Source organism: Rhizobium leucaenae USDA 9039 (assembly GCF_000426285.1).
Classification (GTDB): domain Bacteria; phylum Pseudomonadota; class Alphaproteobacteria; order Rhizobiales; family Rhizobiaceae; genus Rhizobium; species Rhizobium leucaenae.
The window spans coordinates 80,020-104,935 of sequence record NZ_AUFB01000012.1 but is presented as its reverse complement, the minus strand read 5'-3'; the positions used below and the strand labels follow the sequence as shown (position 1 = coordinate 104,935).

Genomic DNA, 24,916 nt, shown 5'->3' with positions numbered 1-24,916 from the left:
CGGCGAACAGCCCCGTGTCAGCCGTTGCTGGCGAGCACGGAAAGCTTGCGCACATTGCTGGTGCTTTCCCGATCGAGCAGGCGTGTCGGATAGTCGCCGGTGAAGTAATGGTCGGTGAACTGCGGCTGCGCGTTGTCGCGCGATACACCGCCGACGGCACGGTAGAGGCCGTCGATCGACAGGAACTCCAGCGAATCGGCACCGATGAAATCGCACATTGCCTTCAGGCTGCTATATTGATTGGCCAGCAGCTTGTCGGCGTCCGGCGTGTCGATGCCGTAGAAATCCGGATGGAAGATCATCGGGCTGGCGACGCGGATATGCACCTCGCGGGCGCCGGCATCGCGGATCATCTGCACGATCTTGACCGAGGTCGTGCCGCGCACGATGGAGTCATCCACCAGAACGACCCGCTTACCCTCGATGATGGCGCGGTTGGCGGAGTGCTTCAGCTTGACGCCGAAGGCACGGATCTGCTGCGTCGGCTCGATGAACGTGCGGCCGACATAGTGGTTACGGATGATGCCGAGCTCGAAGGGGATACCGCTTGCCTGGGCATAGCCGATCGCCGCCGGCGTGCCGCCATCCGGCACCGGCACGACGACATCGGCCTCGATCGGTGCTTCCTTGGCGAGATTGATGCCCATATTCTTGCGGGCAACGTAGACGTTGCGGCCTCCGACCACGGAATCCGGGCGGGCGAAATAGACATACTCGAACAGGCAGAGACGTTCAGGCTGGGAAACGTCAGGCTTGCGGGCATCGATGGTGATCGATCCATCCGACTGGATCTCGCAGATGACGACTTCACCGTTTTCCACGTCACGGATGTATTTGGCGCCGATGATGTCGAGCGCGCAGGTTTCGGAGCAGAAGATCGGTTTGCCGTCGAGCTCGCCCATCACCAGCGGCCGGATGCCGATCGGATCGCGCGCTGCGATCAGCTTGGTGCGCGTCATCGCGAGCATCGAATAGCCGCCTTCCATCTGACGGATCGCGTCGATGAACCGGTCGGAGGAGGAGGGGTGCTTCGAGCGGGCGATGAGATGGAGAACGACTTCGGTGTCCGACGTCGACTGACAGATGGCGCCATCGGCGATCAACTGCCGGCGCATGGTCAGGCCGTTGGTGAAATTGCCGTTATGGGCGATGGCGATGCCACCGACTTCCAGCTCGGCAAACAGGGGCTGGACGTTACGCAGGATGGTTTCGCCCGTGGTCGAATAGCGTACATGGCCGATCGAACGGTCGCCGGGCAGCCGCGCCAGCGTTGCAGGATCGGTATAATGATCGCCGACGAGGCCCATCTGCCGTTCCGAATGGAAGCGCTGACCGTCGAAAGAGACGATGCCGGCTGCTTCCTGACCGCGATGCTGCAAAGCATGCAGGCCGAGCGCCGTCAGCGTTGCGGCGTCCGGATGGCCGAGAATGCCGAATACACCGCATTCCTCATGCAGCGTGTCGCCGTCGATTTCATCCTCGATGGAAAGGGAGTGGTTCATGGGCTGCAGGCCTTTGCTCTCAACATGGGACGGACCAGGGCGGCGTTGCGACTGAATGCTAAAATAACTGAAAATCCGGCCGGAAAGAATATCGGGCCGGATCTTCGCATTTCGTGCCGCTCACATGGCGATTATCGCCCCGCGGGTCAAGCCTGTAAACGCACTGTTAATTGTTCGTCTGCGGCGCGGGCGCATCATCGGACGGCGCTGCGTCGTTCGTTGAGCCATCCTGCGGCTGCGATTGTTGCTGCTGCTGGTTCGGAGCGATCTTGTTGATGATCTCAGCCGGAAGCATCGCCTGAATGTTTTCCGGAAGCGCGGATTTGAGCTTCTCGACCATCGAATCGAGGAAAGGTTTCGACTTGGCGTTGTTGACCCAATCCGGGCGAGCGGCCGGCGCGACCAGCCAGTTCCAGAAGGCCACGACGACGACCATTAGGAGCAGACCACGGGCAGCACCGAAAAGAAAGCCGAGCGTACGATCGAGCGCGCCGATGCGGCTGTCGATGATGAAATCCGCGATCCTGATGGTGATGAAGGAAATGATAATCAGCGCGATCAGGAAGATGACGGCGGCCGACGCGATGGTCGCGATGCGGACATCCGCTGTGTAGTGCATCGCATAGGGCACGAGCAGCGGATAAAAATAATAGGCGGCAACGGCCGAGCCGCCCCAACTGACGATCGAGAGAATTTCGCGGGAAAAACCGCGGACCATGGCCAGAACGGCGGAGAACAAAATAACGCCGATAACAATACCGTCAAAAATCGTAATGGGCATGTATAATCCACTCCAGACTTGCCACGCCGAGCATGGCTGCCATCGGCCTCAAATATGTGCCTCTCTCCCCGTCAAGAACGGTTTAAGTAAGGCTCAGTCTTCTGCGCGCTTGAGCGCGCCCCTCGATCCGGCTATGCGCGCCACCAGGTCCGGCAGGCTTTCGATCTCGCTCCAGCGTCCACCATTGCCCTTCGGCAGGTCGGCGGAGGCGGTGGGGAGAAGCGCTGCAGAAAATCCCAGCTTCTCGGCTTCCTTGAGGCGCTGAGCGGTGTGCGCAACCGGCCGGACGGCGCCCGACAGGCTGACTTCGCCGAAATAGACGCAATCTGCCGGAAGGGCAAGACCAGCCAGGGATGAAACCAGTGCAGAGGCGACCGCAAGGTCCGCAGCCGGCTCAGAAATGCGATAACCGCCGGCGATATTGAGATAAACGTCATGCTGACCGAGCCGAACGCCGCAATGCGCTTCCAAAACCGCGAGAATCATCGAGAGCCTCGCCGAATCCCAACCGACGACGGCGCGGCGCGGCGTGCCGAGCGATGTCGGAGCAACCAGAGCCTGTACTTCGACTAACACCGGCCGGGTGCCCTCCATGCCGGCAAAGACGGCCGCACCCGGTGACTTGGAATTGCGCTCGCCGAGGAAAAGTTCGGATGGATTGGCCACCTCACGCAGGCCGCCATCGGACATTTCGAAGACGCCGATCTCGTCCGTCGGGCCGAAGCGATTCTTCACCGTGCGCAGGATGCGGTAGTGATGGCCGCGATCGCCTTCGAAATAGAGAACGGCGTCGACCATATGTTCGACGACGCGCGGGCCGGCGATCTGCCCGTCCTTGGTGACGTGGCCGACCAGCACCATGGCAGCGCCCGTCTGCTTGGCGAAGCGGATCATCGCCTGCACGCCGGTGCGCACCTGCGTCACCGTCCCAGGCGCGGATTCGGCAAGTTCGCTCCACAGCGTCTGGATGGAATCGATAATGACGAGGTCCGGACGCTTGCCTTCGGCGAGCGTCGCCAGGATGTCCTCGACATTGGTCTCGGCGGCAAGCATCACGTCCGTATTGGCAGCATTCAGCCGCTGGGCGCGAAGCCGAACTTGCGCCACCGCCTCTTCGCCGGAGACGTAGACGATCTTGTGGCCACGCCGGGAAAGGGCGGCGGCTGCCTGCATCAATAGCGTCGACTTGCCGATGCCGGGATCGCCGCCGACCAGCACCGCTGAGCCTCGCACGAAGCCGCCGCCGGTCGCCCGGTCGAGTTCGGAAATGCCGGTGTGGATGCGCGGCGCTTCCTCGATCTCGCCCGACAGCGCCGTCAGCGTCACCGGCCGTCCCTTCTTCGGAACCTTGGCGGGACCGCCGCCGATGCCGCCCATCGGGTCTTCCTCAACGATGGTGTTCCACGCGCCGCAGCCATCGCATTTGCCTGCCCAACGGTTATGAACGGTGCCGCAGTTCTGGCAGACGAATTGTGTACGGGCTTTTGCCATCAGATGCTGTTCTCAATTTATAGAGCGGTTTAGCGTTTCAGGCTTTCCCCGCTTTATCTCTTTGGTTTTATGCATTTCGGACGGAAAACCGCTTCGCACTTTTCCTGGAATTGCTCTAGTGCCTCGCTGTTCATGGCGAATCGCGGCTGGCTGTCAGATAATGTCTTTCCCGGCCCATCAAAACTAATGATTTCCGTATCAGCGGCGATTGTGCCAGCCTTTATGCCGGGTTTTCGATCGATGGTGACGAATGTTCGACTACACGCTTGCGCATTGGGTCGCGTTTCTTTCGGCCGCCGTCCTGCTCAATCTGTCGCCGGGGCCGGACATCGCATTCATTCTCGGCCACACGATCAGAAGCGGCAGACGCTCCGGTTTTGCCGCATTGTTCGGCATATGGAGCGGCGCCTGCCTGCATGTGCTGATGGCCGCAGCCGGGCTGTCGGCAATATTGGCGGCCTCGGCCATTGCGTTTTCGACGGTCAAATGGGCCGGCGCCGCCTATCTCATCTGGCTTGGCGTACAGGCTCTGCGCTCAAAAGGCGAAGGCGCCTGGATCAAGGAGGCAGGCAAGGCAATCCCCTGGAGCCGCATCTACCGGCAAGGCATCCTGGTTTCGCTGCTCAACCCGAAGGTGGCGATTTTCTTCCTCGCCTTCCTGCCGCAATTCGTCGTCGAAGGGGCAGGTCCGGTCTGGGCGCAGCTTCTGCTCCACGGCAGCCTGATCATCGTGGTTGCCGCCTTCATCGAGCCGCCGCTCATTCTTCTCGGAGGTCGTCTTGCAGAGGTCCTACGGCGCAATCGAAACGCCGGCCTGTGGCTGGACCGTGGGCTTGGAACATTGTTCGTAGCGCTGGGCGTCCGCTTGGCGATCAGCGTGCGTTGAGCTGCTACTCGTCGGTCTCTTCAAAAATATACCGGCGCTCATGTCTGAGGCCCAGGCCGGTCAGCATCTCGTAGCCGATCGTGCCGGCGGCGCGGGCGGCATCGTCAACCCGGATATTCTTGCCGAAGAGCTCGATATAGTCGCCGGCGCGGACCAGTTTTTCGGGAACGTCGGTCACGTCGAAGATCGTCAGATCCATGGTGATGCGACCCGCCACGGGCACCTTATGACCGGCGATGAAGCCCTGGCCGCCGGCAATTCCGGTCTGGCGCAGCGGCACGCCACCGCTCGACTGGCTGCGCATGTAACCGTCGGCATAGCCAGCCGAGACGATGGCAAGCCGGCTGTCGCGAGTGAGCTGTAGCGCCCCGCCGTAACTGACCGTCTCGCCGGCCTTGACCGTGCGGGTCTGGATAATCCGCGCCTCGGCGGTTGCGACCGGCCGCATCGGATTTGCCGTTCCGTTGACGGCTTGGCCGCCATAGAGAGCGATGCCTGGACGGGTAAGGTCGAAATGATAATCGGAGCCAAGGAAGATGCCGGCGGAATTGGCGAGGCTCGCCTCGATGCCTTCGAAGGCGGCGCTGACCTTGCGAAAGGCTTCGAGCTGCTGCTTGTTCATCGCATTGGCCGGTTCGTCGCCGCAGGCGAGATGGCTCATCACCAGGACGGGCGCAAAACTCGCCGGACGCGAGACGTCATCGGCGAGCGCAAGGGCATCCTCTACTGTTAGCCCCAGCCGATTAAAGCCGGTATCGACCTGCAGCGCGCAGGGATGGTCGCCGTAATCCGCCAGCACCGACATCCAGAAGGTCAATTGCTCTTCCGAAGCGATGACGGGCACAAGATCGTTTTCCAAGAATAGCCGCTCTGTCCCTGGCCAGATGCCGCAGAGCACGAAAATGCGGGCATCAGGTGCGTAGAGCCGAAGCGTTACGCCCTCCTCGGCGGTGGCGACGAAGAAATCGCGGGCGCCGGCGAGATAAAGTGCCTCGCCGACATCTTCGACCCCTAAGCCGTAAGCGTCGGCTTTCACCGCAGCCCCGGTGCGAGCCCTGCCGGAACGACGGGCCATGTCGAGCCAGTTCTCGACCAAGGCGCCCAAATCGACCGTCAGCCGAAGGCCGGCGGAAGTGAAAGCGTCATTGTCTTCGAAGGGGAGGGAAAGATCTGTCATGAATCGCCGCGATGAAGGGGACGTTGTCAGGAGCACTGTAAAGAGCATTGTGGCAAAGAGAAAGCGGGGACAGTCAGATACCAGCCTTTCCCGCATGCGATCACTTTTGTTCAAGACGCGCGGAAGCCGGCGCGCTAGGGTGCCGGCATGCAGAACGTTTCGCAGAAAGAGGCGGCTGACGCCATGCCGCTTGCCAAGGTGGAATCGACTCGCTTCTGGCGGGACGGCCGCTTTCGCGACATGGAGTGCCTGAGCGCGAGCTTCGTGACGCATGAATATGCCCCGCATGCGCATGAAACGTTCAGCATCGGGGCGATCGAAAGCGGCAGCCAGATCGCCACTCTGCGCGGGAGGCGGGAAGAAACCGGACCGGGCGATCTCTATCTGATCGATCCTGGCGTGGTGCATGACGGTGCTCCGGGCGGCGAAGGCTATCGCTACCGCATGATTTACCCGGACACGAGGCTCTTCGTCGACATTCTGGAAGACGTCACGGGCAGGGCGTTCAACGCAACACCATCCTTCGCCGGTTCGTTGTCGCGGGATCCGCAGCTTGCCAGGGCCTTCCACAACGCGCACCGCACACTCGAGAGCGGTGCCGGCGCGCTGGAATCCGATGAAGGCATGTTCTCGGTGCTGGCGGCGCTCTTCGCGCGCTACGGCAGCACGATCGTCCTGCCCGTCGATACCAAGGAGCGTAGCGCCGTCGCCCGCGCCCGAGACTACCTCATTGAGAATTTCGACTGCGATGTCGGATTGGGGGAGTTGGCCAAGGTCGCGGGGCTTAGCCGCGCCCACCTGATTCGGGCTTTCCGCAGGGAGTATCACATTACGCCCCATGCCTTTTTGACCGACCGGCGCGTGATCGTTGCCCGCCGATTGCTTAGGGAAGGGCGCATGCCGGCCAATGTCGCCGTGGAATGTGGCTTCGCCGATCAGGCGCATTTCACCCGCCACTTCAAATCGCGCACCGGCGTCACCCCGGGCCAGTTCCGCGTCGGCTAGCGCATTTTCGCTCTGCGAATAGCGAAAACGCTTTGCGGATTCTGAATGGAAGATTGCTTCGCGCTGTTCCTGGAAATGCTCCAATCACTTTCGTTCAATACAGCGCCGGCTGCGTCGGCTACCTCTCCGCCATTATTGAAGTGGAGGTTGCCAATGTTGCAGCAAAGTCGGCCGGCCGGCGAATTCAAAGCCGGAATGCGTACCATCTTTCCGCTGATCGTCGCCGTCCTGCCGATCGGCCTCGTCTTCGGCGCGGTTTCGGCGACCAAGGGGCTTTCGCCCCTGGAGACCGTTTTGATGAGCGCGCTCGTCTTCGCTGGCGGCTCTCAATTTGTGGCGATGGATATCTGGACACATCCGGCAAGCTGGATTGGCGCCGGCTTCGCGGCCCTGCTGGTCAATATCCGCCACTTGCTGATGAGCGCTTCGCTCGGCACGAAGATGCAGTCTTTCGCCGGCATCAAACGCTATGTCGCCATGCTGTTTCTCGCCGATGAGATTTGGGCCATGGCGGAATTCCGCGCCGGCGCGACGCGGCTCACACCTGCCTGGTATGCGGGCATCGTCATGCCCTTCTATTTGACCTGGGTCGGCTCGTCGCTTGCGGGTGCTTTGCTTGGCGCCTTTCTCGGCGATCCCGCCGTCATCGGTCTCGACTTCGCCTTTCCGGCCGTCTTCATCGTGCTGGTCATGGGCTTCTGGAAAGGACCGGAAACCGGCGCCGTGCTTGCCGCAAGCGGAATTGCGGCGGTTGCGGTCCACCAGTTCGTGCCTGGCGTTTGGTATATTGCAGCCGGCGCACTGGCGGGCCTGGCAATGGCTTTCCGGAAAGGCAGGGCGCGGGAGCAGGCGGCATGACGCTCGATCTCGACACTCTGCTCGCCATCCTCGCCATGGCTGCCGCAACCATCTTCACCCGTGTTGGCGGTCTTGTCTTGATTCGCTACGTGGAGATTGACGAGCGCCGGCGAACCGCAATCGAAGCCATTCCACCGGCCGTGCTGATGGCTGTCATTGCGCCGACGGCCTTTGCTACCGGCTGGGCGGAGACGCTGGCCTGCGCAGCCACCGCAATCGCCTCCCATCGCCTGCCGATGCTGGCAAGCGTTGTTGTCGGCGTTGCGACGGTGGCTTTGCTGCGGACTGCGGGGCTCTGAAGCGTTTCCGGGAAAAGTGCGTAGCGATTCCGCTTCCGAAATGCATAAAACAACGAAGCGGAAGCGCTCCAGAGGAACATTGACGCGGCAAGCTTCGCGTCAATGTTCCTCATACTGCAGGAAGGATGAGTCGGCGAGATCGGCGAAGCGCGTGAATTCCGACTGGAAGGCGAGTTTCACGGTACCGGTCGGTCCGTGACGCTGCTTGGCGATGATGACGTCAGCCGTGCCTTTCACCTTGTCGAACAGGGCTTCCCATTCCGCATATTTCGGATCGGCCGGATCGCGCGGTTCGGAGTTCTTGACGTAATATTCCTCTCGGAACACGAAGAGCACCACGTCGGCGTCCTGCTCGATCGAGCCGGATTCGCGCAGGTCCGAAAGCTGCGGGCGCTTGTCGTCACGGCTTTCGACGGCACGCGAGAGCTGGGAGAGCGCGATGATGGGAACATTCAGCTCCTTGCCGAGTGCCTTCAGGCCGGTGGTGATCTGGGTGATTTCCTGGACGCGGTTCTCGTTCGATTTGCCGGAGCCGGTCATGAGCTGAACGTAGTCCACCACCAGAACGTCGAGGCCGCGCTGGCGCTTCAGGCGTCGCGCACGCGCGGAAAGCTGGGCAATGGAGATGCCGCCGGTCTGGTCGATGTAGAGCGGCACCTTCTGCATCATCATCGAGCAGGCGACGAGCTTTTCGAAATCGGCGTCGTTGATGTCGCCGCGGCGGATCTTCGACGAGGAGACTTCCGTCTGCTCGGAAATGATACGGGTGGCGAGCTGTTCGGACGACATTTCCAGCGAATAAAAGCCGACGACGCCGCCGTTCTTCGCCTTGGTCGAGCCGTCCGACTGCACTTCGCCTTCATAGGCGGCGGCAATGTTGTAGGCGATATTTGTAGCAAGCGAGGTTTTGCCCATGCCGGGACGGCCGGCGAGGATGATCAAGTCCGAACGCTGCAGGCCACCCATCTTGCTGTCGAGCGAGTGAATGCCGGTGGAAATACCGGACAGACCGCCATCGCGCTCCTTGGCGACGGCCGCCATGTCGATCGCCAGCGCCACAGCATCGTTGAAGGCCTGGAAGCCGCCGTCGTAGCGGCCGTTTTCCGCGAGTTCGAACAGCCGGCGCTCGGTATCCTCGATCTGCGTCTGCGGCGGCATGTCGAGCGGCGCGTCAAAGGCGATGTTGACCATATCCTCGCCGATGGTGATCAGCGCGCGGCGCAGCGCCAGATCGTAGATGGCGCGGCCGTAGTCCTCGGCATTGATGATCGAAACGGCTTCGGTCGCGAGACGGGCGAGATATTGCGCCACCGTCATGTCGCCGACCTTCTCTTCGGCCGGCAGGAAAGTCTTGATCGTCACCGGATTGGCTGTCTTGCCCATGCGGATGATGTCGCCCGCCACTTCGAAGATCTTCCGATGCAGCGGCTCATAGAGATGAATGGGTTTCAAAAAATCGGAGACACGGTAATAGGCGTCATTGTTGACGAGGATAGCGCCAAGCAGGGCCTGTTCGGCCTCGATATTATTGGGCGCTTCGCGGTAATGCGCGTCGGCTGGAGCAATGGCGGCGATCTTTCGCGCAGCTTCGTTCATTTTCCGTCTCTTCGTATTTTTGAGTGCCGATCGGTTTGCGACGATCCCGTGTCACGGTCAATTGCAGAAGGGCTGCGGCGTGCCGCGGGGACACTGCTTCACCCGAGCTATTCACACTGTTCCACTCGTCCACAGGGACAAACGCTCTGCACTAAAAAAAGCCCTTGTCGCCACTTTGCAACGCAATGTCCGACACACGAATCACATACAAAAATGTCCATGGATGATTTTAGCCCGATCTGTCCCGGCTGACACCCGGCAAGGCGGCAATCGCGCTTGAAAAGATGTGAGAACCCCGCTATTTCAGTGAAATAGGGTAGGATACTAATAGTATAAAGTAGCAATAATGTCTGGTGCGCCATCACGCCGAGAACTGTTTGACGAGCTTTCCGCTTTCAATCGAAAGCTGAGGGCGGCGTTCGATGGCCTGGTGCGTGAGCATGGTATGACATTGGCCAGAGCCCGGGTTTTCCATAAGCTTTCCAAGCGCGACGGCATCAATCAGCGCGAGCTCGCCGATGAGCTGGAACTTGAGACTCCGACCTTGGTGCGTATCCTAGACGCCATGGAAGCACAGAGCTTTATCGAGCGCCGTGCGGTACAGTCGGACCGACGCGCCAAGCAGATATTCATGACCGAATCCGGAAAAGTGGTGGCGGCCGAAGTCGAGGCTCTTGCCACCGGCGTGCGTGCGGATATCCTGCAGGGGATTTCGGACGAGGATGTCGGCATGGCCCTCAAGGTCATCCGCGCCATGACCGCCAATCTACAGAATGTGGGCAAGTCATGAGGTAGCGTATGAGCGGCGAGCCGGCACCGATCAATGCGGAAGCCAATGCCGCTGCGCCTGCCGCCCCACCGCCGGTGCCGCGCTGGAAGGTGCCGCTTTACATCGGCGCCTCCGTCTTGTTCTTCCTGACGCAGGGCCTCGGCCTTAATCTCGCCTTCGCCAATCTTACGCAGATTCAGGGGACCATCGCTGCCACGACCACCGAATCTGCGTGGTTGTCGGCGGCCTACATGGCGCCGAATGTCAGTCTCGCAATTGCGTTGGTGAAGATCCGCCTGCAATATGGCGTGCGCAATTTCGCCGAGGTCAGCATTATCGGCTTCGTCGTTGCTTCGCTGCTCAATCTCTTCGTCTCCGACCTGCATTCTGCGATCGTCGTCCGCTTTTTGAGCGGCATTGCCGGAGCACCGCTGTCGACGCTCGGTTTCCTCTATATGCTGGAAGCCTTCGAGCCGGCCAAGAAGCTGACGATCGGCGTCAGCCTGGCGATGATGAATACGCTTCTGGCAGCGCCCGTCACCCGTCTCGTCTCGCCCTTGCTCCTCGACTACGGCGAATGGCGCGGGCTCTATACCTTGGAAATGGCGCTGGCGCTGCTGGTGATGCCGATCATTTATCTGCTGCCGCTGACACCGCCGCCCCGGATAAAGGTGATCGTCTTCGGAGACATCATCAGCTATCTGCTGGTCGCTATCGGTTTCGGCTGCCTTGCGATCGTTCTTTCTGTAGGGCGGCTTTATTGGTGGCTGGAGGTGCCGTGGCTCGGCGTGCTGCTCGCCGTCGGCATCGCCACCCTGACGCTTGCGGCCGTCATCGAACTGCGCCGGTCGACGCCGCTGATCGATGTCCGCTGGCTACTGAGCCCCGAGATATTGCATCTGACCGGCATTCTCCTGGTCTTCCGCATGATCGCCGCCGAGCAAACCTCGGTAATCATGACATTCTATCAGAATGCTGTCGGCCTGCTCTACGATCAGCTCGCGATGCTCTACTGGATCATCCTTGCTTTTTCCATCATCGGCGGTCTCGTCTGTACGGTGCTGATGAGCTATGGCCTCAGTTGGCAGATCCAGTTCGTCGCTCTCGTCATGATGGCCGCCGGCTCCTTCATGGATGCCCAGGTGACGACGTTGACCCGGCCCGAACAGATGTATCTCAGCCAGGCGCTGGTGGCCGCGGGCGCAGCGCTTTTCCTGCCGCCATCCATGTCCGTGGGCTTCAAGGCGGCTTTTGCCAGAGGTGCACCTTATCTGGTGACCTTCTTCGTGGTATTCACCTTCACGCAGAGCGTCGGTGGCCTGATCGGCTCCGCTTTCTACGGCACGCTGATCACCATCCGCGAAAAGTTCCATTCCGCCGTCCTGACGGAACATGTGTTGCTGACCGACCCCGATGTCGCTCAGCGCGTCGGCCAACTCTCTTCGTCTTACGGCAAGGTGATCGGCGACAGCGCTCTGCTGAAGGGCGAGGGATTGGCGCTACTTGGCGCGCAGGTCAGCCGCGAGGCCAATACGCTTGCTTACGGCGATGCCTTCTTGGTGGCCGGTATCATCGCGGCCGTGTCGCTTACCGGACTTTCGCTGGATGTATTCTACCGTTTCATCAAAGCGCGGCTCGCCGATGATCGGCCGCCGACCATGGCTTCCAACCCGTAAGGATATAAAATAGCTCCATGTCGAGGCTCGTTCGCTCCCCCATCGAAGTTATCGCCGTCCTCGCCGGTGTGGGCGGCGTCATGCTCGTGCTCTATGCCTGGCACCTGCCGCCTTTCCAAAGTTCCGTCGAGACGACCGATGATGCCTATGTCAAAGGCTATGTCACGACGATCAGTCCGCAGGTCAACGGCTATATCACCGACGTTCCGATCAAGGACTACAAGCTCGTCAAACAGGGCGACGTACTGACGAAGATCGACGATCGCATCTATAAGCAGAAAGTGGCGCAGGCGCGCGCGACGCTGGACGGCCAGAAGGCGGCGCTTGCCAATTCGCAACAACAGGAGCAGGCGGCTCGTGCCGGCATCGCTTCCAGCCAGGCGCAGATCGATAGCGCGAATGCTGCAATGAAGCGTGCCCAGCTTGCCTGGGATCGCGTGGCGACGCTGGTGGCCAAGGGCGTGTCGACGACGAGCGATTCGGAGCAAGCACAGGCGACGCTGGAACAGGCAAAGGCTGCCGTCAATCAGGCGAAGGCCGGCCTCGACGTATCGCAACAGAATTTGACGACGATCATCGTCAATCGCGCATCGCTGGAGGCTGGCGTCAGCGGCGCGGAAGCCGCAGTGCAGCTTGCGGACATCGATCTGCAGAATGCAACGATCGTCGCGCCGCGCGATGGCCGCATCGGCGAAGTCGGCGTACGCCTCGGCCAATATGTGACGCCCGGCACGCAGCTTATGGGTCTCGTTCCGAAAGATGTCTGGGTCATCGCCAATTTCAAGGAAACCCAGCTAAACGGCATGAAGGTCGGCCAACCCGTAACGATCTCGGTCGATGCACTCGGTCATCGCCAGCTCAAGGGCCATATCCAGCGCTTTTCGCCGGCGGCGGGCTCGGAATTCGCAGTTATCAGGCCCGACAATGCCACGGGCAATTTTACCAAAGTGGCGCAGCGCGTCGGCGTGCGCGTCAAGATCGACGAAAATCAGCCCCAGGCGGAAGATCTTGCGCCCGGCATGTCGGTGATTGTCTCCGTGGATAAGAATTCAACGCCAGTGCAGGATACGGCGGAAAATTGAGACGGCAGATGGGCGGGGTCAGCCAGCCGTTTCAGTCAAACAAAAAGCCTGGATCGCGAGACCCAGGCTTTCTCATATTCGCAACTGATGCGAAGGCTTGGATCAAGCTTCGTCTTCGGCGTTGCCATCAGCTTCCGGATCGAAAAAGTCTTCCGGACGCAGGGCATCTTCGTCAACGCCATAGATGGCGTCAGCGGAGGTGAGCATTTCACCTTTGGCCTGACGCTCGGCTTCTTCGGCGGAACGGGCAACGTTGAGCTCGACGTGGATTTCGACTTCGGCGTGAAGCGCGATCGCAACGTTGTGCAGGCCGATAGCCTTGATCGGCGTGTTCAGGTGAACCTGGTTGCGGCCGATGTTGAAGCCTTCTGCAGCGAGGATTTCAACGACGTCGCGGGCAGCGACCGAACCGTACAACTGACCGGTTTCGCCAGCCGAGCGAACGACGATGAAGGACTTGCCGCCGAGAACGTCGGCAACCTTCTGAGCTTCGCTGCGGCGCTCGAGGTTGCGGGCTTCCAGCGTAGCGCGTTCGGCTTCGAAGCGGGCCTTGTTGGCAGGGTTTGCGCGCAGTGCCTTGCCGAGCGGCAGCAGGTAGTTACGGGCAAAGCCGTCGCGAACCTTGACGGTTTCGCCCATCTGGCCGAGCTTGGATATGCGCTCGAGGAGAATGACTTCCATTTTGTTGTTCCTTTCTGATGTCAGATTTTCGTGTCTGGTTGTTTGGAATGATCGGTATTCTTGTTCGGGGTCAGGGCGATCGCTTTGCGCGTGTCGGCAAGACCGAGAATGAGGATGATGAACAGTGGCAGCGTCAGCATAAGCGACGTCAGATAGCAGAGGACGAGCACGGGCGCGCGCCAGTCCTTGCCGCGTGTGCGGTAGTGAAGTGCCGCAAAGCCGGAGACGAGAAAGCCTGCACCGAAAGCGCCAACGGCAGCCGCGCCGATCAATGCGGGGATGCCGCCGAAAAACAAGGCAACGATGGCGGCGAGAAAGACGAAGATTGCATTGCGGTTCATGCGCAGCGCAGACGGAATATCTTCGCGGGGCCGCAGATTACGACTCGATGCTGCAACGATGCGGGTGGCGATGTAATAGGCGGCCAGCAACATCAGGACCCAGACGATACCCCAGACGACCGGAACGGCGTAGAGCATGAGAGATTTCGTCTTGGCGACTGCTACTGGATCGAGCGGCAGCGTGGGCTGCTGATCGTTCATGACCGTGACGTAGAGATCGACGACTTGGCTGATCAGGTCCGAGCCATAGCCCATAACCGCGCCGGCGATGACGATGACGGCGGCCGCGAGGCCGCAGAGATGCAGCATGATGTCCGATAGCGGATACCAGGCTATCAAATGGTCGGGACCGCCGAGTTCGGAGGCTGGGCGTGCCAGATTGGCAAGATGGCTGAGCCAGGCGGGGATCAGCGCCAGCAGCACGGTAAAAAGCCCGAATGGCAGCGAATAGCCGATGGCACCGACAATGCCAGCCGTCACGACGGCGGTGACAACAGCGATATTGCCCCAGCCGAGCCCAACAATAAGGATCGGAAGCGCGGAAAGTGCGCCGAACAGGATGAACATCAACGGCTGCGCCGTCGCGCCATACACAAGTAGGGCGGCGGTCAGACCGGCGAGGGCGCCGATACCAAGCACTTTCGGGTTCATCTTTTTCACGTCGCTGTCCTGCTTCGTATCGAGCAGTTAGAGGATGCTTCCGACACTCGGTCTGAAAGCCGTCCCCAACATGGGTTTTTAAGGTTCCGATCCGCGCCCATCGCGAAAGGGAGAAGGGAAGGCATTGCTGCCTTCCCTCTAATTCATTCTGCGTCGGTCGCTATTAAGCGACGACGTAGGGCAGCAGGCCGAGGAAACGAGCGCGCTTGATCGCCTGAGCGAGTTCGCGCTGCTTCTTCTGGGAAACGGCCGTGATGCGGGACGGAACGATCTTGCCACGCTCGGAAATGTAGCGCTGCAGGAGACGAACGTCCTTGTAGTCGATGCGCGGCGCATTGGCGCCCGAGAACGGGCAGGTCTTGCGGCGGCGATGGAACGGACGGCGGACCGGTGCGGAGGAAACTTCAGACATTCTCAAATCTCCTTAAACGCGGTCTTCGCGCGGACGGCGCGGACGGTCTTCGCGGTCACCACGATCCGGGCGCGGACCACGATCGCCGAAGCTGCGCTCCGGACGATCGCCATCGCGGCGCGGACGGTCGTCGCGGTCGCGCTTCTGCATCATGGCAGACGGACCTTCTTCGTGCTTCTCAACAGCGATCGTCATGTAACGCAGGACGTCTTCGCTGATGCGCATCTGGCGTTCCATTTCCTGGATCGCTGCGGCCGGTGCATCGATGTCCATCAGGGCGTAGTGAGCCTTGCGGTTCTTCTTGATGCGGTAGGTGAGGGACTTGAGGCCCCAGTTTTCGATACGCCCGACTTTACCGCCGTTAGCTTCGATAACACCCTTGTACTGTTCTACGAGGGCGTCGACCTGCTGAGCGGAAATATCCTGCCGGGCAAGAAATACATGTTCGTAAAGAGCCATGGATAGCTTTGCCTTTCTTGCGTTGGTCTGAACCCGATATTCGGCGGCTAAGCCTCAACGACTGCTCCTGAGAGGGTGACCCCAAGCAAGAAAAGCGTTTCCGAGACGGTCGAGAGCGGAGACACGGGAGGCTGGAACGCTTCCGTTCCGAACGATTTTCAATGAAGAAAACCGGCCCTCCGTTCAGCCACCAGCCAGAAGACCGGGTTGCGAACAGGGCGGCTTATACGGATTTTTGCGCGAAAGGCAAGGGGCGAATTGCACTGCCGGGCAGCGGACGCTCCTCCCGAACCGAGGTCGATGGGCTCAATCCTCCGGCAAGGTGAAGACCGCGCAGGGGTCGGCGATGCCGCGCAACGGGTGCTCGCCCAAGGGGATCAAAGTGGTTGTCGTCTCCGCCGCAACCGCACCAGAGACGAGCACACTGCGACCAAGGGGCTTGCATAATCCTTCGAGCCGGCTCACCAAGTTGACCGCAGGGCCGATCGCGGTAAAGTCCAGCCGGTCGGCCGCGCCGATATTGCCCCACAACATCTCGCCGAAATGCAATGCCGCACCAAAAGGCAGCGGCGGCAGCCCCTGCGTTTGCCGAACCGTATCGAGGTGAACCATGCCGGCGCGGGCGGCGGCCACTGCGCGCAGCGCCGCCTCGCAGGCCTCACCCGGCGTGCCGGTGACCGGGAAAATCGCAAGCGCGCCGTCCCCGATGAATTTCAGCACCTCGCCGCCGAAAGCGTGCACCGCGCCGGCAACACGGTCGAACCAGGCGTCGAGGGAGGCAATCATCGCCGCCGGCTCGGTCGCCTCGGACAAAGCGGTGAAATCGCGCAGATCCGCGCAGAGCAGTGCGGCGCGGATGGTTTCCCCGGTGCCGCGTTGCAGCGCGCCAGCTTGCACCCGCGCCGCACTGCGCCGGCCGAGATAGGCCTCGAGCAACGCTGCCAGCGCCGCCCGCGCGGCCAAGGCTCCTAAAGGCGCTGCGGCGAAGCGCGCCGCCTGCCGCAGACGGCCGGCCTCGGCAGTGTCGAACGGCCGGAGGCCCGCCCAGCCCAGCACCGGACTGTCCGCAGCCGAGCCGACTGTGTCTTCATGCACCGGACCAAGCCCGGCGAGCCACTCGCGTCCGGCTTGGCTGGGTGGGCCGCCGACGAAGCCGAATGCCTCGATCACGGTCCCGGTTTCCGCCCGCCACAGCCAGATGCGCCGGGCGATGATCGGATGCGGCACCGCAAGCGACAGCGCGCCGCCGGCAAGCGGCAGGCCGTCAGCTAGCAGCCGGCCGCCGAGTTCCGCCAGGAACTGTTCAGGGCCAGGAGAGGCATCGGCCTCGTCAACCAGCCAGGCAAGGGGGAGGGGCAAATCCATGTCTGATCATGCCACGGCAGCCGCAGGCTGTCATCCGCCGTTGGGCTGGTCCCTTTTGCGTGTGATGTCAGTTTCGAGTTGCGCCGCTGCAACGCCTGCAGGTTCGCCGGGAACTGCAATCAGCCCAGGACCGATGCATACGGGAACAGGAAACGATCATTTTCTGCCGGCCATGATATCCGGACCTGGATCACGCCCGGCTGCAGCCTCGGCCAGCCGTCCGAGATAGTGGTTCCAGCCCTCCGCATGGCCTGCGCATTGTTCGGCATTGGGCAAGCCGGTATGGGTGAGGCGCAGCAGCGTTCCGTCCGGCTGCTCGATCAGGTCGATCTCGACCAGGCTCGATCCCGGCGGAACCACCTCGCTGCCATCCCAGCCGAAGCTGTAGGCCAGGCGGTGTACCGGCACCACCTCGCGGAACGAACCGCGGGCGAAGCGAGCGCCTGTGACGTTGACGAGATAGAGTCCTTCGGGCTGAGGCTCGATCTGTGCCTCCGTACCCATCCAGCGCAAAATCTTTTCCGGATCGGTCAGCAGGGCGAACACAGCGGCTGGTGGTGCCGGGATGCGCCTTTCCTGGCGGACGACGAGCGGCTCTTGCATCGGTCTCTCCTTTGGTTGCATAGCGTGCCTCACCGGAGGCGGAGATTGAGCAGGCGCATCCTATCGCGGAACGTCCTCATGCAACAGCATGTAGGGGGCGGGCTCGCCCTCAACAAGGTGCCGCTCAATTCGCTAGTGATCTGCGGGAAATATCGGCATTGGCGCATTCTTCATCATCTCGACCTAGAGACGTTCGGTCTGCTGATCCGTCGGGAACATGCATTCGAGCCTGAGTTCCTGCGACGCGATGGTCATCGGGGTGCCGACTGTCGTCACCAATGAAAAGAAGTTGAGGCTCTGGTCGTCCTTCACAAAGGCCAATGGAACGACGGGTGTGCTGCTGATCGGCCTCGTCCATGTAGAAGAAGTGCGTCATAACGGGCTTGACGACCGGGCGGTTCGGATCGTCCGGTGTCATCGTAACGAAGCCGCGGAAAACCTTGAGGAGCCCGCCGTCCCAATATTCCGTTACATCATGGAGGGGGGTAAATCCGGTATCGATAAACGCGCGCAGGCTTTCGCGGATCGTCTCACGGCCCCTCCATTCGGCAACGCCTAAATTGGCAGTGGCATCTTCCGCGAAGCAGTCGAAGCCGCTGCCGAAGGTTTTGCCGTCGATTTCCTTCCAGAAGGCCAGCAGCCAGTCTGGGGTTTCACGCTTGCTGAAAATCATCTCATTCATCGTCTGTCTCCGGACGTGTGCTTGGGGCAACAAGAGGCTGCAGCGCCCGGGGTGAAACCGCCGGCGCTTGATGTCTATTTCTCTGCGGCACCGGTTCGGTGCCGATCTCTTGTAGAGATGCCCTGAAGCTACGCGCCGGTCGGACGTGTCTCAATTACATCAGAGGTCATATTTGCGCCCTGTTCGGCCATAGGAGCGGGCGCAGTTGGGATCGCGCCCCGCCATCGAGGCAAGGCGCTTTTTGGAACCTTACATCGGCATCGGATAAAGCCGGTGTACTTTTTCGATCTCGGCAATCGCCTCTTCCGGCAGCGTGACATAGGCCGATGCGATGTCGGTTTCGAGCTGGGCCATCGACGTCGCGCCGATGATGACGGAGGTCATGAAGGGCTTGGTGAGGCAGTAGGCGAGCGCCAGCTTGGCCGGATCGAGATGATACTTGGCTGATATCTCCAGATAGGCTTTGACCGGCGGCTCCTGCAGCGGCTGCAGACGGCCGCCGATGTCGGGATTGATCGAGCCGCGCGAGCCGGCCGGGCGTGCGCCGCCGACATATTTGCCGCTGAGAATACCACCGGCGAGCGGCGAATAGGCGAGCAGGCCAACATCTTCGTGGTGCGACAGCTCGGCGAGATCGAGATCGAAGTGGCGATAGAGCAGATTGTATTCGTTCTGCGTCGAGACGACGCGCGGCAGGCCCTTCTGCTCGGCGATCGTCAGGTATTTCTGGATGCCCCAGGTCGTCTCGTTGGAGAGGCCGATGGCGCGGATCTTGCCGGCCTTCACCAACTCGCCCATGGTCTCCAGGATTTCGGCGATGTTGGCGACCGCTTTTTCGCGGTCCTGCGTGAAGGGGTTGTAGCGCCAGTTCTGACGGAAATGGAAGTGGCCGCGGTTCGGCCAATGCACCTGATAGAGATCGATATAGTCGGTTTTCAGCCGCTTCAGGCTGCTGTCGATGGCCGCGCGAATATTGGCGGCATCCGCACCCTGGCCGCCGCGCAGATAATCGCGGCCGGGGCCTGCAACCTTGGTGGCAAGAACGATATCCCTGCGCTTGCCGGTCTTTTCGAACCAGGTGCCGATATATTCCTCGGTGCGGCCTTGGGTTTCCGCGCCGACCGGCGTCGTCGGATACATCTCAGCCGTGTCGAAGAAATTGACGCCCTTGTAAAGGGCATAGTCCATCTGTTCGTGCGCCTCGGCCTCGCTGTTTTGTGTGCCCCAGGTCATCGTGCCCAGGCAAATCTGCGAAACCGAAATATCGGTGCGGCCTAAATTCTTATAGTTCATGGGAAAACCTTGATGCTTGCGGAAAAGGTCTGGGGAAGGATCGCGTAAATCTAGGTGGGAAATGAGCAAGCGCAAGAAGAAAATAGAAACTCCTCGCAAACGCAAAAGGCAGTGACTGCAGGGGCTGCACTATTGACTCCACCGGAAACAATGTCATTGGGAAGCGAAACGACCCCCGAAGGAAGCTTGATATAATGACTGTTGCTTTCACATTTCCCGGTCAAGGTAGCCAGACCGTCGGCATGGGCAAGGATCTCGCCGACAATTTCGCCGAAGCGCGCGCCGTCTTCGAAGAAGTCGACGAAGCGCTCGGTGAAAAGCTTTCCGACATCATCTTCAACGGCCCGGACGACAGGCTGACGCTGACGGCGAATGCGCAGCCGGCGCTGATGGCCGTGTCGATCGCCGTGATGCGCGTTCTCAAGGCGCGCGGCTTCGATCTGAAAAGCAAAGTTTCCTATGTCGCCGGTCATTCGCTCGGCGAATACTCGGCGCTTTGTGCGGCCGGCACTTTCTCGCTCGCCGATACGGCGCGGCTGTTGCGCATTCGCGGCAATGCCATGCAGGCGGCGGTTCCGGTCGGCGTCGGCGCCATGGCGGCGATCATCGGTTTGGAACATGCAGACGTCATTGACATCTGCACCGAAGCTTTGGCGATCGGCGCATGTCAGATCGCAAATGACAACGGCGGCGGTCAGATCGTCATTTCCGGTGAGAAGGCCCCGGTCGAAAAGGCTGCCGAGCTTGCGACCGCCAAAGGTGCCAAGCGCGCAATTCTGCTGCCCGTATCCGCCCCCTTCCATTCCTCGCTGATGGCGCCCGCAGCCGAGGCGATGCGCGCGGCTCTGGCAGAGGTTGCAAAATCCGATCCAGTCGTGCCTGTCGTCGCCAATGTCCGCGCCGCACCGGTGACGGACGCCGGCGAAATCGCCGATCTGCTGGTCGCGCAGGTTACGGGCCAGGTGCGCTGGCGCGAGACGGTGGAATGGTTTGCCGCCAACAATGTGACAACATTGTATGAAATCGGCGCCGGCAAGGTGCTGACAGGCCTCGCCCGGCGCATCGACAAATCGGTGAACGGCATCGCCGTCAACACGACGACCGATATCGACACCGCTCTCGCCAGCTTGCTTGGCTGATACAGAAATTAAGGAACGAGGGACACCACATGCTCGATTTGACCGGCCGCAAGGCCCTGGTAACCGGCTCTTCCGGTGGTATCGGCGAAGAGATCGCAAGGATGTTGCATAAGCAGGGCGCCATCGTTGGCCTGCACGGCACGCGCGTCGAGAAGCTCGAAGCTCTGGCCGCCGAACTTGGCGACTGCGTCAAGATCTTTCCGGCCAACCTTTCCGATCGCGATGAGGTCAAGGCACTCGGCGCCAAGGCCGAGGAAGAACTCGGCGGCGTCGACATCCTGGTCAACAATGCTGGCATCACCAAGGACGGTCTCTTCGTGCGCATGAGCGACGAGGACTGGGATGCGGTTCTGGAAGTCAATCTCACCGCTGTTTTCCGCCTGACGCGGGAGCTGACCCATCCGATGATGCGCCGCCGCTATGGTCGCATCATCAACATCACCTCCGTCGTCGGCGTCACCGGCAATCCCGGCCAGGCCAATTACTGCGCTTCCAAGGCCGGCATGATCGGCTTCACCAAGTCGCTGGCGCAGGAGATCGCGAGCCGCAACGTTACGGTCAACTGCGTCGCACCCGGCTTCATCGAAAGCGCCATGACTGGCAAGCTGAACGACAAGCAGAAAGAGGCGATCATGGGCGCCATTCCCATGAAGCGCATGGGCAACGGCGCCGAAGTCGCATCCGCCGTCGCCTATCTCGCTTCCTCCGAAGCAAGCTACGTCACCGGTCAGACGATCCACGTCAACGGTGGCATGGCGATGATCTGAAAAAGGAAAAGTCTCTTGGGGGGAACTTTCCCCTCCAATAGCATGTTGAGCAACCTGGAAGCGGCGATTTTCTGGCTTTGCGACAGACTTAAACCGTGTTAAGCGGGCCATGACTGTGATCAGTCGCCCCGAAAATGCAGACGGACCGGGCCGCGTGTACGGCGGCCGGACCAGATGTGAAGGCCGGGTTGAACGGGTTTGCCAGCGGCGCCATGCAGGCGTTGCAGGCTTGAACAGGGTAGGGATGCCACACGGCATTCTGATCAGGACATAAATAAGGTCGAGGAAACCGACATGAGCGATATCGCAGAACGCGTAAAGAAAATTGTTATTGATCATCTTGGCGTCGACGCCGACAAGGTTGTTGAAAGCGCAAGCTTCATCGACGACCTGGGCGCGGACTCGCTCGACACGGTCGAACTGGTCATGGCCTTCGAAGAAGAATTCGGCGTCGAAATTCCTGACGATGCTGCCGACTCGATCCTGACGGTCGGCGATGCGGTAAAGTTCATTGAAAAGGCTCAGGCCTAATCCTTTGCGCTTTGTGACGGGCGGGCTCTCTGAGTCCGCCCTATTTCGTCCGGCCGGGTCGGACGGATCATATTCATACGCATGGCATTATAAAAAGACGGGGGTCTGCGGGCGATGAGACGTGTCGTTATCACGGGTACCGGCATGGTATCACCTTTGGGCTGTGGCACTGAGGTGTCCTGGTCGCGCTTGATCGCCGGCTATAACGGCGCGCGTCTTGTGACGGAATTCGAGGTGGAGGATCTCGCCGCGAAAATCGCGTGCCGTGTTCCGGTCGGTGATGGCAGCGACGGCACGTTCAATGCCGACGACTGGATGGAGCCGAAGGAGCAGCGAAAGGTCGATCCTTTCATTGTCTACGGCATGGCAGCGGCCGATATGGCGCTGAACGACGCCGGTTGGCATCCGACCTCCGATGAAGACCAGATCGCAACCGGCGTCATGATCGGTTCCGGTATCGGCGGCCTGGAAGGCATCGTCGAAGCCGGTTATACCCTGCGCGACAAAGGTCCGCGCCGCATCTCGCCTTTCTTCATTCCGGGACGTCTCATCAATCTCGTTTCCGGCCAGGTCTCGATCCGCCACAAGCTGCGCGGCCCGAACCATGCCGTAGTCACCGCGTGTTCGACCGGTGCGCACGCCATTGGCGATGCTGCTCGTCTGATCATGCTCGGCGATGCGGATGTCATGGTCGCCGGCGGCGCCGAAGCTCCGGTTTGCCGTATCTCGCTCGCCGGCTTTGCCGCCTGCAAGGCGCTGTCGACCGATTATAATGACAATCCGCAAAAGGCTTCGCGCCCTTACGATCGTGACCGTGACGGCTTCGTCATGGGTGAGGGCGCCGGCATCGTCGTTCTCGAAGAGCTGGAACATGCCAAGGCACGCGGCGCGAAGATTTACGCCGAAGTGGTCGGCTATGGCCTTTCCGGCGACGCCCATCACATTACTGCGCCGTCCGAGGATGGCGAGGGCGCATTCCGCTGCATGACGTCGGCCCTGAAGCGCGCCGGCCTGACGCCGGCTGACGTGGATTACATCAATGCGCATGGCACATCGACCATGGCCGACACAATCGAGCTTGGTGCTGTCGAGCGGCTGGTCGGCAATGCGGCCTCCAAAATCTCGATGTCGTCGACCAAGTCGGCGACCGGCCATCTTCTGGGCGCCGCCGGCGCGATCGAGGCGATCTTCGCAACGCTTGCCATTCGCGACAATATCGCCCCGCCGACGCTCAATCTCGACAATCCGGAGCGGGAGACGGCCATCGATCTCGTTCCGCACAAGGCCCGCAAGCGGGACATCAATGTTGCACTGTCGAACTCCTTCGGATTCGGCGGTACGAACGCATCCCTTGTCCTGCGTCGCTATGAGGCATAATAACAGCGCGTAGTTCCGGAAAGCAGCAGTGCTTTTCGGCAAGGCTGCGCGCCATCCTTGAAGGTTACTGCGTTCTTTCGTGTCCCATGGGACACGTCGCGGTAATGTCTGATCGGTCGAAAGCGGATCTTCACAAGGCTCCGCTTTATCTTCTGAACCTGTTTTTTGCCGCATTGCTTGGTCAAAGAGCAGGCAATGACAAATGAAGGGACTGCCGGTGAGCGATACGAACCAGAACAACGGAACTCCGAACGGGCAGAAGGGGCCGATCATCCCGAAATCGGCCAATGAAGCTCTGCGTCCGGAGCGTGTTCCGGATCCGCCGAAGCGCTCGCGCAAAGCCCGCAGCCAGATGGTGATCTTCCTGAACTTTCTGATGACGCTGGTCGTCTTCGTGATCGTTCTCGCGATCGTCGGCACCTACTACGCCATTTCCGCCTATCAGAACCCCGGGCCGCTGACGACCAACACCAATTTCATCGTGCGCAACGGCGCGGGCCTTGCCGAGATTTCGAGCCGACTCGAAGCCAGCAACATCATCTCCGATGCCCGCATCTTCCGCTATCTGACGGCAACCCATCTGCACAATGGCGAGTCGTTGCGGTCCGGCGAATATGAGATCAAAGCCGGCGCCTCGATGAAGGACATCATGGAGTTGCTGAAATCCGGCAAATCGATCCTCTATTCGGTGACCTTGCCGGAAGGCCTGACCGTGCGGCAGATATTCAACAAGCTGCAGGCCGACCCGGTGCTGGAAGGCGATCTGCCATCGGCCCTGCCGCCGGAAGGCAGCCTGGAGCCCAATACCTATAAATTCACGCGCGGCGCGAAGCGTACGGAAATCATCGATCAGATGAAGGCCGCGCAGGAAAAGCTGGTCGACGAGATCTGGGACAAGCGCGACCAATCGCTGCCGCTGACAAATAAGCAGGAGCTGGTCACGCTGGCGTCGATCGTCGAAAAGGAAACGGGGCTTGCCGATGAGCGCGCTCACGTGGCGTCCGTCTTCCTCAACCGCCTCGGCAGGGGCATGCGCCTGCAATCCGACCCGACCGTCATCTATGGGCTCTTCGGTGGCGACGGCAAACCGGCCGATCGCCCGATCTTCCAATCGGACCTCAAAAAAGAAACGGCCTACAATACCTACATGATCAAGGGCCTGCCGCCGACGCCGATCGCCAATCCCGGCAAGGATGCGCTCGATGCCGTTGCCAATCCCTGGAAGACGCAAGATCTCTATTTCGTTGCCGATGGTTCAGGCGGCCACGTCTTCGCCGCGACGTTGGAAGATCACAATGCCAACGTTAAACGCTGGCGCAAGCTCGTTGCGGAAAAGGGCGAGGACCCCAGCGCGATCGCCGTCGATGGTCAGCCGGACGACAGCGGGGTGACAGCCGGTGCGGCCACACAGCAGAAAAAGAAGACGAATTAGTCTCTGCTGCGCCGTGCTTTCGAACGGCCGCACGGCGTGGTCTCACCTTTGC

General features: G+C 60.7%; 24 protein-coding genes and 2 pseudogenes. 12 read left to right on the top strand and 14 right to left on the bottom strand.

Annotated features, from left to right (window positions below; translation table 11 throughout):
- Positions 1 to 17 precede the first annotated feature (17 nt).
- The 3 genes from purF to radA all read right to left on the bottom strand — a co-directional run bounded on the left by purF (position 18) and on the right by radA (position 3,774).
- Entirely contained in the window at positions 18 to 1,502 is a 1,485-nt protein-coding gene (gene purF, locus K290_RS0118885) for an amidophosphoribosyltransferase (RefSeq protein WP_028753392.1), read from the bottom strand.
- Positions 1,503 to 1,668: 166 nt separating this feature from the next.
- The gene (locus K290_RS0118880; RefSeq protein ID WP_028753391.1) at positions 1,669 to 2,283 is read right to left on the bottom strand and encodes a CvpA family protein; all 615 of its coding nucleotides are present in this window, start codon (positions 2,281 to 2,283) and stop codon (positions 1,669 to 1,671) included.
- A gap of 93 nt (positions 2,284 to 2,376) precedes the next feature.
- Positions 2,377 to 3,774, bottom strand: coding sequence for a DNA repair protein RadA (radA, locus tag K290_RS0118875; protein ID WP_028753390.1), 1,398 nt, complete (start codon positions 3,772 to 3,774; stop codon positions 2,377 to 2,379).
- Positions 3,775 to 4,024: 250 nt separating this feature from the next.
- Here radA and K290_RS0118870 point away from each other — a divergent pair, with 250 nt between their 5' ends.
- Positions 4,025 to 4,660 (top strand): LysE family translocator, encoded by a 636-nt coding sequence (locus tag K290_RS0118870; protein ID WP_028753389.1) that lies wholly within the window; start codon positions 4,025 to 4,027, stop codon positions 4,658 to 4,660.
- Between the two features lie 4 nt (positions 4,661 to 4,664).
- Here the strand turns inward: K290_RS0118870 and alr are convergent, their stop codons facing one another.
- Positions 4,665 to 5,837 carry an alanine racemase gene (gene alr / locus K290_RS0118865; protein WP_028753388.1) on the bottom strand — a complete coding sequence of 391 codons (1,173 nt, stop codon included), beginning with the start codon at positions 5,835 to 5,837 and terminating at the stop codon, positions 4,665 to 4,667.
- A gap of 183 nt (positions 5,838 to 6,020) precedes the next feature.
- On the opposite strand from alr, the gene K290_RS0118860 reads away from it, so the two are divergent.
- From K290_RS0118860 to K290_RS0118850, 3 genes are all read left to right on the top strand, one after another.
- On the top strand, positions 6,021 to 6,842 hold the full coding sequence (locus K290_RS0118860; RefSeq protein ID WP_028753387.1) for an AraC family transcriptional regulator: 822 nt from the start codon (positions 6,021 to 6,023) through the stop codon (positions 6,840 to 6,842).
- A 153-nt stretch (positions 6,843 to 6,995) separates the two neighbouring features.
- Positions 6,996 to 7,700: an AzlC family ABC transporter permease gene (locus K290_RS34505; protein WP_037135745.1), complete on the top strand. Its 705-nt coding sequence runs from the start codon at positions 6,996 to 6,998 to the stop codon at positions 7,698 to 7,700.
- Complete coding sequence (locus K290_RS0118850; RefSeq protein WP_028753386.1) at positions 7,697 to 7,999, top strand: AzlD family protein; 303 nt, start codon at positions 7,697 to 7,699, stop codon at positions 7,997 to 7,999. The genes K290_RS34505 and K290_RS0118850 overlap by 4 nt, the downstream gene beginning before the upstream one ends.
- A 99-nt stretch (positions 8,000 to 8,098) precedes the next feature.
- Here K290_RS0118850 and K290_RS0118845 read toward each other — a convergent pair whose 3' ends face one another.
- Positions 8,099 to 9,595, bottom strand: a complete 1,497-nt coding sequence (locus tag K290_RS0118845) for a replicative DNA helicase (protein ID WP_028753385.1) — start codon at positions 9,593 to 9,595, stop codon at positions 8,099 to 8,101.
- Between the two features lie 346 nt (positions 9,596 to 9,941).
- Here K290_RS0118845 and K290_RS0118840 point away from each other — a divergent pair, with 346 nt between their 5' ends.
- From K290_RS0118840 to K290_RS0118830, 3 genes are read left to right on the top strand one after another with little or no spacing between them, the layout of a single operon-like run.
- A complete protein-coding gene (locus K290_RS0118840) occupies positions 9,942 to 10,385 on the top strand; it encodes a MarR family winged helix-turn-helix transcriptional regulator (RefSeq protein WP_028753384.1) in 444 nt (147 codons plus the stop codon).
- 8 nt (positions 10,386 to 10,393) lie between these two features.
- Positions 10,394 to 12,040, top strand: a complete 1,647-nt coding sequence (locus K290_RS0118835) for an MFS transporter (RefSeq protein ID WP_037135734.1) — start codon at positions 10,394 to 10,396, stop codon at positions 12,038 to 12,040.
- Between the two features lie 17 nt (positions 12,041 to 12,057).
- Complete coding sequence (locus K290_RS0118830; protein ID WP_028753382.1) at positions 12,058 to 13,122, top strand: HlyD family secretion protein; 1,065 nt, start codon at positions 12,058 to 12,060, stop codon at positions 13,120 to 13,122.
- 102 nt (positions 13,123 to 13,224) lie between these two features.
- Here K290_RS0118830 and rplI read toward each other — a convergent pair whose 3' ends face one another.
- The 9 genes and pseudogenes from rplI to K290_RS0118790 form a co-directional block, all read right to left on the bottom strand.
- Entirely contained in the window at positions 13,225 to 13,803 is a 579-nt protein-coding gene (gene rplI / locus K290_RS0118825; RefSeq protein ID WP_028753381.1) for a 50S ribosomal protein L9, read from the bottom strand.
- Between the two features lie 20 nt (positions 13,804 to 13,823).
- Positions 13,824 to 14,804: a DUF2232 domain-containing protein gene (locus K290_RS0118820; protein WP_028753380.1), complete on the bottom strand. Its 981-nt coding sequence runs from the start codon at positions 14,802 to 14,804 to the stop codon at positions 13,824 to 13,826.
- Between the two features lie 163 nt (positions 14,805 to 14,967).
- A complete protein-coding gene (gene rpsR / locus K290_RS0118815) occupies positions 14,968 to 15,216 on the bottom strand; it encodes a 30S ribosomal protein S18 (protein WP_004122103.1) in 249 nt (82 codons plus the stop codon).
- 12 nt (positions 15,217 to 15,228) lie between these two features.
- On the bottom strand, positions 15,229 to 15,675 hold the full coding sequence (gene rpsF / locus K290_RS0118810) for a 30S ribosomal protein S6 (protein ID WP_028753379.1): 447 nt from the start codon (positions 15,673 to 15,675) through the stop codon (positions 15,229 to 15,231).
- Positions 15,676 to 15,981: 306 nt separating this feature from the next.
- Positions 15,982 to 17,040, bottom strand: coding sequence for an adenylate/guanylate cyclase domain-containing protein (locus tag K290_RS0118805; protein ID WP_028753378.1), 1,059 nt, complete (start codon positions 17,038 to 17,040; stop codon positions 15,982 to 15,984).
- A 156-nt stretch (positions 17,041 to 17,196) separates the two neighbouring features.
- On the bottom strand, positions 17,197 to 17,643 hold the full coding sequence (locus tag K290_RS0118800) for an SRPBCC family protein (RefSeq protein WP_028753377.1): 447 nt from the start codon (positions 17,641 to 17,643) through the stop codon (positions 17,197 to 17,199).
- Positions 17,644 to 17,826: 183 nt separating this feature from the next.
- Positions 17,827 to 17,982, bottom strand: a pseudogene (locus K290_RS38395) (transcriptional regulator); the annotation flags it as partial.
- Positions 17,960 to 18,325, bottom strand: a pseudogene (locus tag K290_RS34500) (nuclear transport factor 2 family protein); the annotation flags it as partial. The pseudogenes K290_RS38395 and K290_RS34500, both read right to left, overlap by 23 nt.
- A gap of 249 nt (positions 18,326 to 18,574) precedes the next feature.
- Complete coding sequence (locus tag K290_RS0118790; protein ID WP_028753376.1) at positions 18,575 to 19,618, bottom strand: aldo/keto reductase; 1,044 nt, start codon at positions 19,616 to 19,618, stop codon at positions 18,575 to 18,577.
- Positions 19,619 to 19,812: 194 nt separating this feature from the next.
- On the opposite strand from K290_RS0118790, the gene fabD reads away from it, so the two are divergent.
- From fabD to mltG, 5 genes are all read left to right on the top strand, one after another.
- Positions 19,813 to 20,757 carry an ACP S-malonyltransferase gene (gene fabD, locus K290_RS0118785; RefSeq protein WP_028753375.1) on the top strand — a complete coding sequence of 315 codons (945 nt, stop codon included), beginning with the start codon at positions 19,813 to 19,815 and terminating at the stop codon, positions 20,755 to 20,757.
- Positions 20,758 to 20,786: 29 nt separating this feature from the next.
- A complete protein-coding gene (fabG, locus tag K290_RS0118780) occupies positions 20,787 to 21,524 on the top strand; it encodes a 3-oxoacyl-[acyl-carrier-protein] reductase (RefSeq protein ID WP_028753374.1) in 738 nt (245 codons plus the stop codon).
- Positions 21,525 to 21,818: 294 nt separating this feature from the next.
- Positions 21,819 to 22,055, top strand: a complete 237-nt coding sequence (locus K290_RS0118775; RefSeq protein WP_003547058.1) for an acyl carrier protein — start codon at positions 21,819 to 21,821, stop codon at positions 22,053 to 22,055.
- A gap of 114 nt (positions 22,056 to 22,169) precedes the next feature.
- The gene (fabF, locus tag K290_RS0118770) at positions 22,170 to 23,432 is read left to right on the top strand and encodes a beta-ketoacyl-ACP synthase II (RefSeq protein ID WP_028753373.1); all 1,263 of its coding nucleotides are present in this window, start codon (positions 22,170 to 22,172) and stop codon (positions 23,430 to 23,432) included.
- 217 nt (positions 23,433 to 23,649) lie between these two features.
- On the top strand, positions 23,650 to 24,864 hold the full coding sequence (gene mltG / locus K290_RS0118760) for an endolytic transglycosylase MltG (RefSeq protein ID WP_028753372.1): 1,215 nt from the start codon (positions 23,650 to 23,652) through the stop codon (positions 24,862 to 24,864).
- The last annotated feature ends 52 nt before the right edge of the window (positions 24,865 to 24,916 follow it).

Excerpts from the sequence above, each read along its gene's own strand:
- K290_RS0118830 (WP_028753382.1), top strand. The coding sequence starts at position 12,058 with ATGTCGAGGCTCGTTCGCTCCCCCATCGAAGTTATCGCCGTCCTCGCC.
- fabG (WP_028753374.1), top strand. The coding sequence starts at position 20,787 with ATGCTCGATTTGACCGGCCGCAAGGCCCTGGTAACCGGCTCTTCCGGT.
- K290_RS0118850 (WP_028753386.1), top strand. The coding sequence starts at position 7,697 with ATGACGCTCGATCTCGACACTCTGCTCGCCATCCTCGCCATGGCTGCC.
- K290_RS0118805 (WP_028753378.1), bottom strand. The coding sequence starts at position 17,040 with ATGGATTTGCCCCTCCCCCTTGCCTGGCTGGTTGACGAGGCCGATGCC.
- rpsF (WP_028753379.1), bottom strand. The coding sequence starts at position 15,675 with ATGGCTCTTTACGAACATGTATTTCTTGCCCGGCAGGATATTTCCGCT.
- K290_RS0118870 (WP_028753389.1), top strand. The coding sequence starts at position 4,025 with ATGTTCGACTACACGCTTGCGCATTGGGTCGCGTTTCTTTCGGCCGCC.
- K290_RS0118790 (WP_028753376.1), bottom strand. The coding sequence starts at position 19,618 with ATGAACTATAAGAATTTAGGCCGCACCGATATTTCGGTTTCGCAGATT.
- K290_RS0118775 (WP_003547058.1), top strand. The coding sequence starts at position 21,819 with ATGAGCGATATCGCAGAACGCGTAAAGAAAATTGTTATTGATCATCTT.
- rplI (WP_028753381.1), bottom strand. The coding sequence starts at position 13,803 with ATGGAAGTCATTCTCCTCGAGCGCATATCCAAGCTCGGCCAGATGGGC.
- K290_RS0118860 (WP_028753387.1), top strand. The coding sequence starts at position 6,021 with ATGCCGCTTGCCAAGGTGGAATCGACTCGCTTCTGGCGGGACGGCCGC.
- K290_RS0118800 (WP_028753377.1), bottom strand. The coding sequence starts at position 17,643 with ATGCAAGAGCCGCTCGTCGTCCGCCAGGAAAGGCGCATCCCGGCACCA.
- purF (WP_028753392.1), bottom strand. The coding sequence starts at position 1,502 with ATGAACCACTCCCTTTCCATCGAGGATGAAATCGACGGCGACACGCTG.
- K290_RS0118845 (WP_028753385.1), bottom strand. The coding sequence starts at position 9,595 with ATGAACGAAGCTGCGCGAAAGATCGCCGCCATTGCTCCAGCCGACGCG.
- fabF (WP_028753373.1), top strand. The coding sequence starts at position 22,170 with ATGAGACGTGTCGTTATCACGGGTACCGGCATGGTATCACCTTTGGGC.
- radA (WP_028753390.1), bottom strand. The coding sequence starts at position 3,774 with ATGGCAAAAGCCCGTACACAATTCGTCTGCCAGAACTGCGGCACCGTT.
- alr (WP_028753388.1), bottom strand. The coding sequence starts at position 5,837 with ATGACAGATCTTTCCCTCCCCTTCGAAGACAATGACGCTTTCACTTCC.
- K290_RS0118880 (WP_028753391.1), bottom strand. The coding sequence starts at position 2,283 with ATGCCCATTACGATTTTTGACGGTATTGTTATCGGCGTTATTTTGTTC.
- fabD (WP_028753375.1), top strand. The coding sequence starts at position 19,813 with ATGACTGTTGCTTTCACATTTCCCGGTCAAGGTAGCCAGACCGTCGGC.
- K290_RS0118840 (WP_028753384.1), top strand. The coding sequence starts at position 9,942 with ATGTCTGGTGCGCCATCACGCCGAGAACTGTTTGACGAGCTTTCCGCT.
- K290_RS0118835 (WP_037135734.1), top strand. The coding sequence starts at position 10,394 with ATGAGCGGCGAGCCGGCACCGATCAATGCGGAAGCCAATGCCGCTGCG.
- rpsR (WP_004122103.1), bottom strand. The coding sequence starts at position 15,216 with ATGTCTGAAGTTTCCTCCGCACCGGTCCGCCGTCCGTTCCATCGCCGC.
- K290_RS34505 (WP_037135745.1), top strand. The coding sequence starts at position 6,996 with ATGTTGCAGCAAAGTCGGCCGGCCGGCGAATTCAAAGCCGGAATGCGT.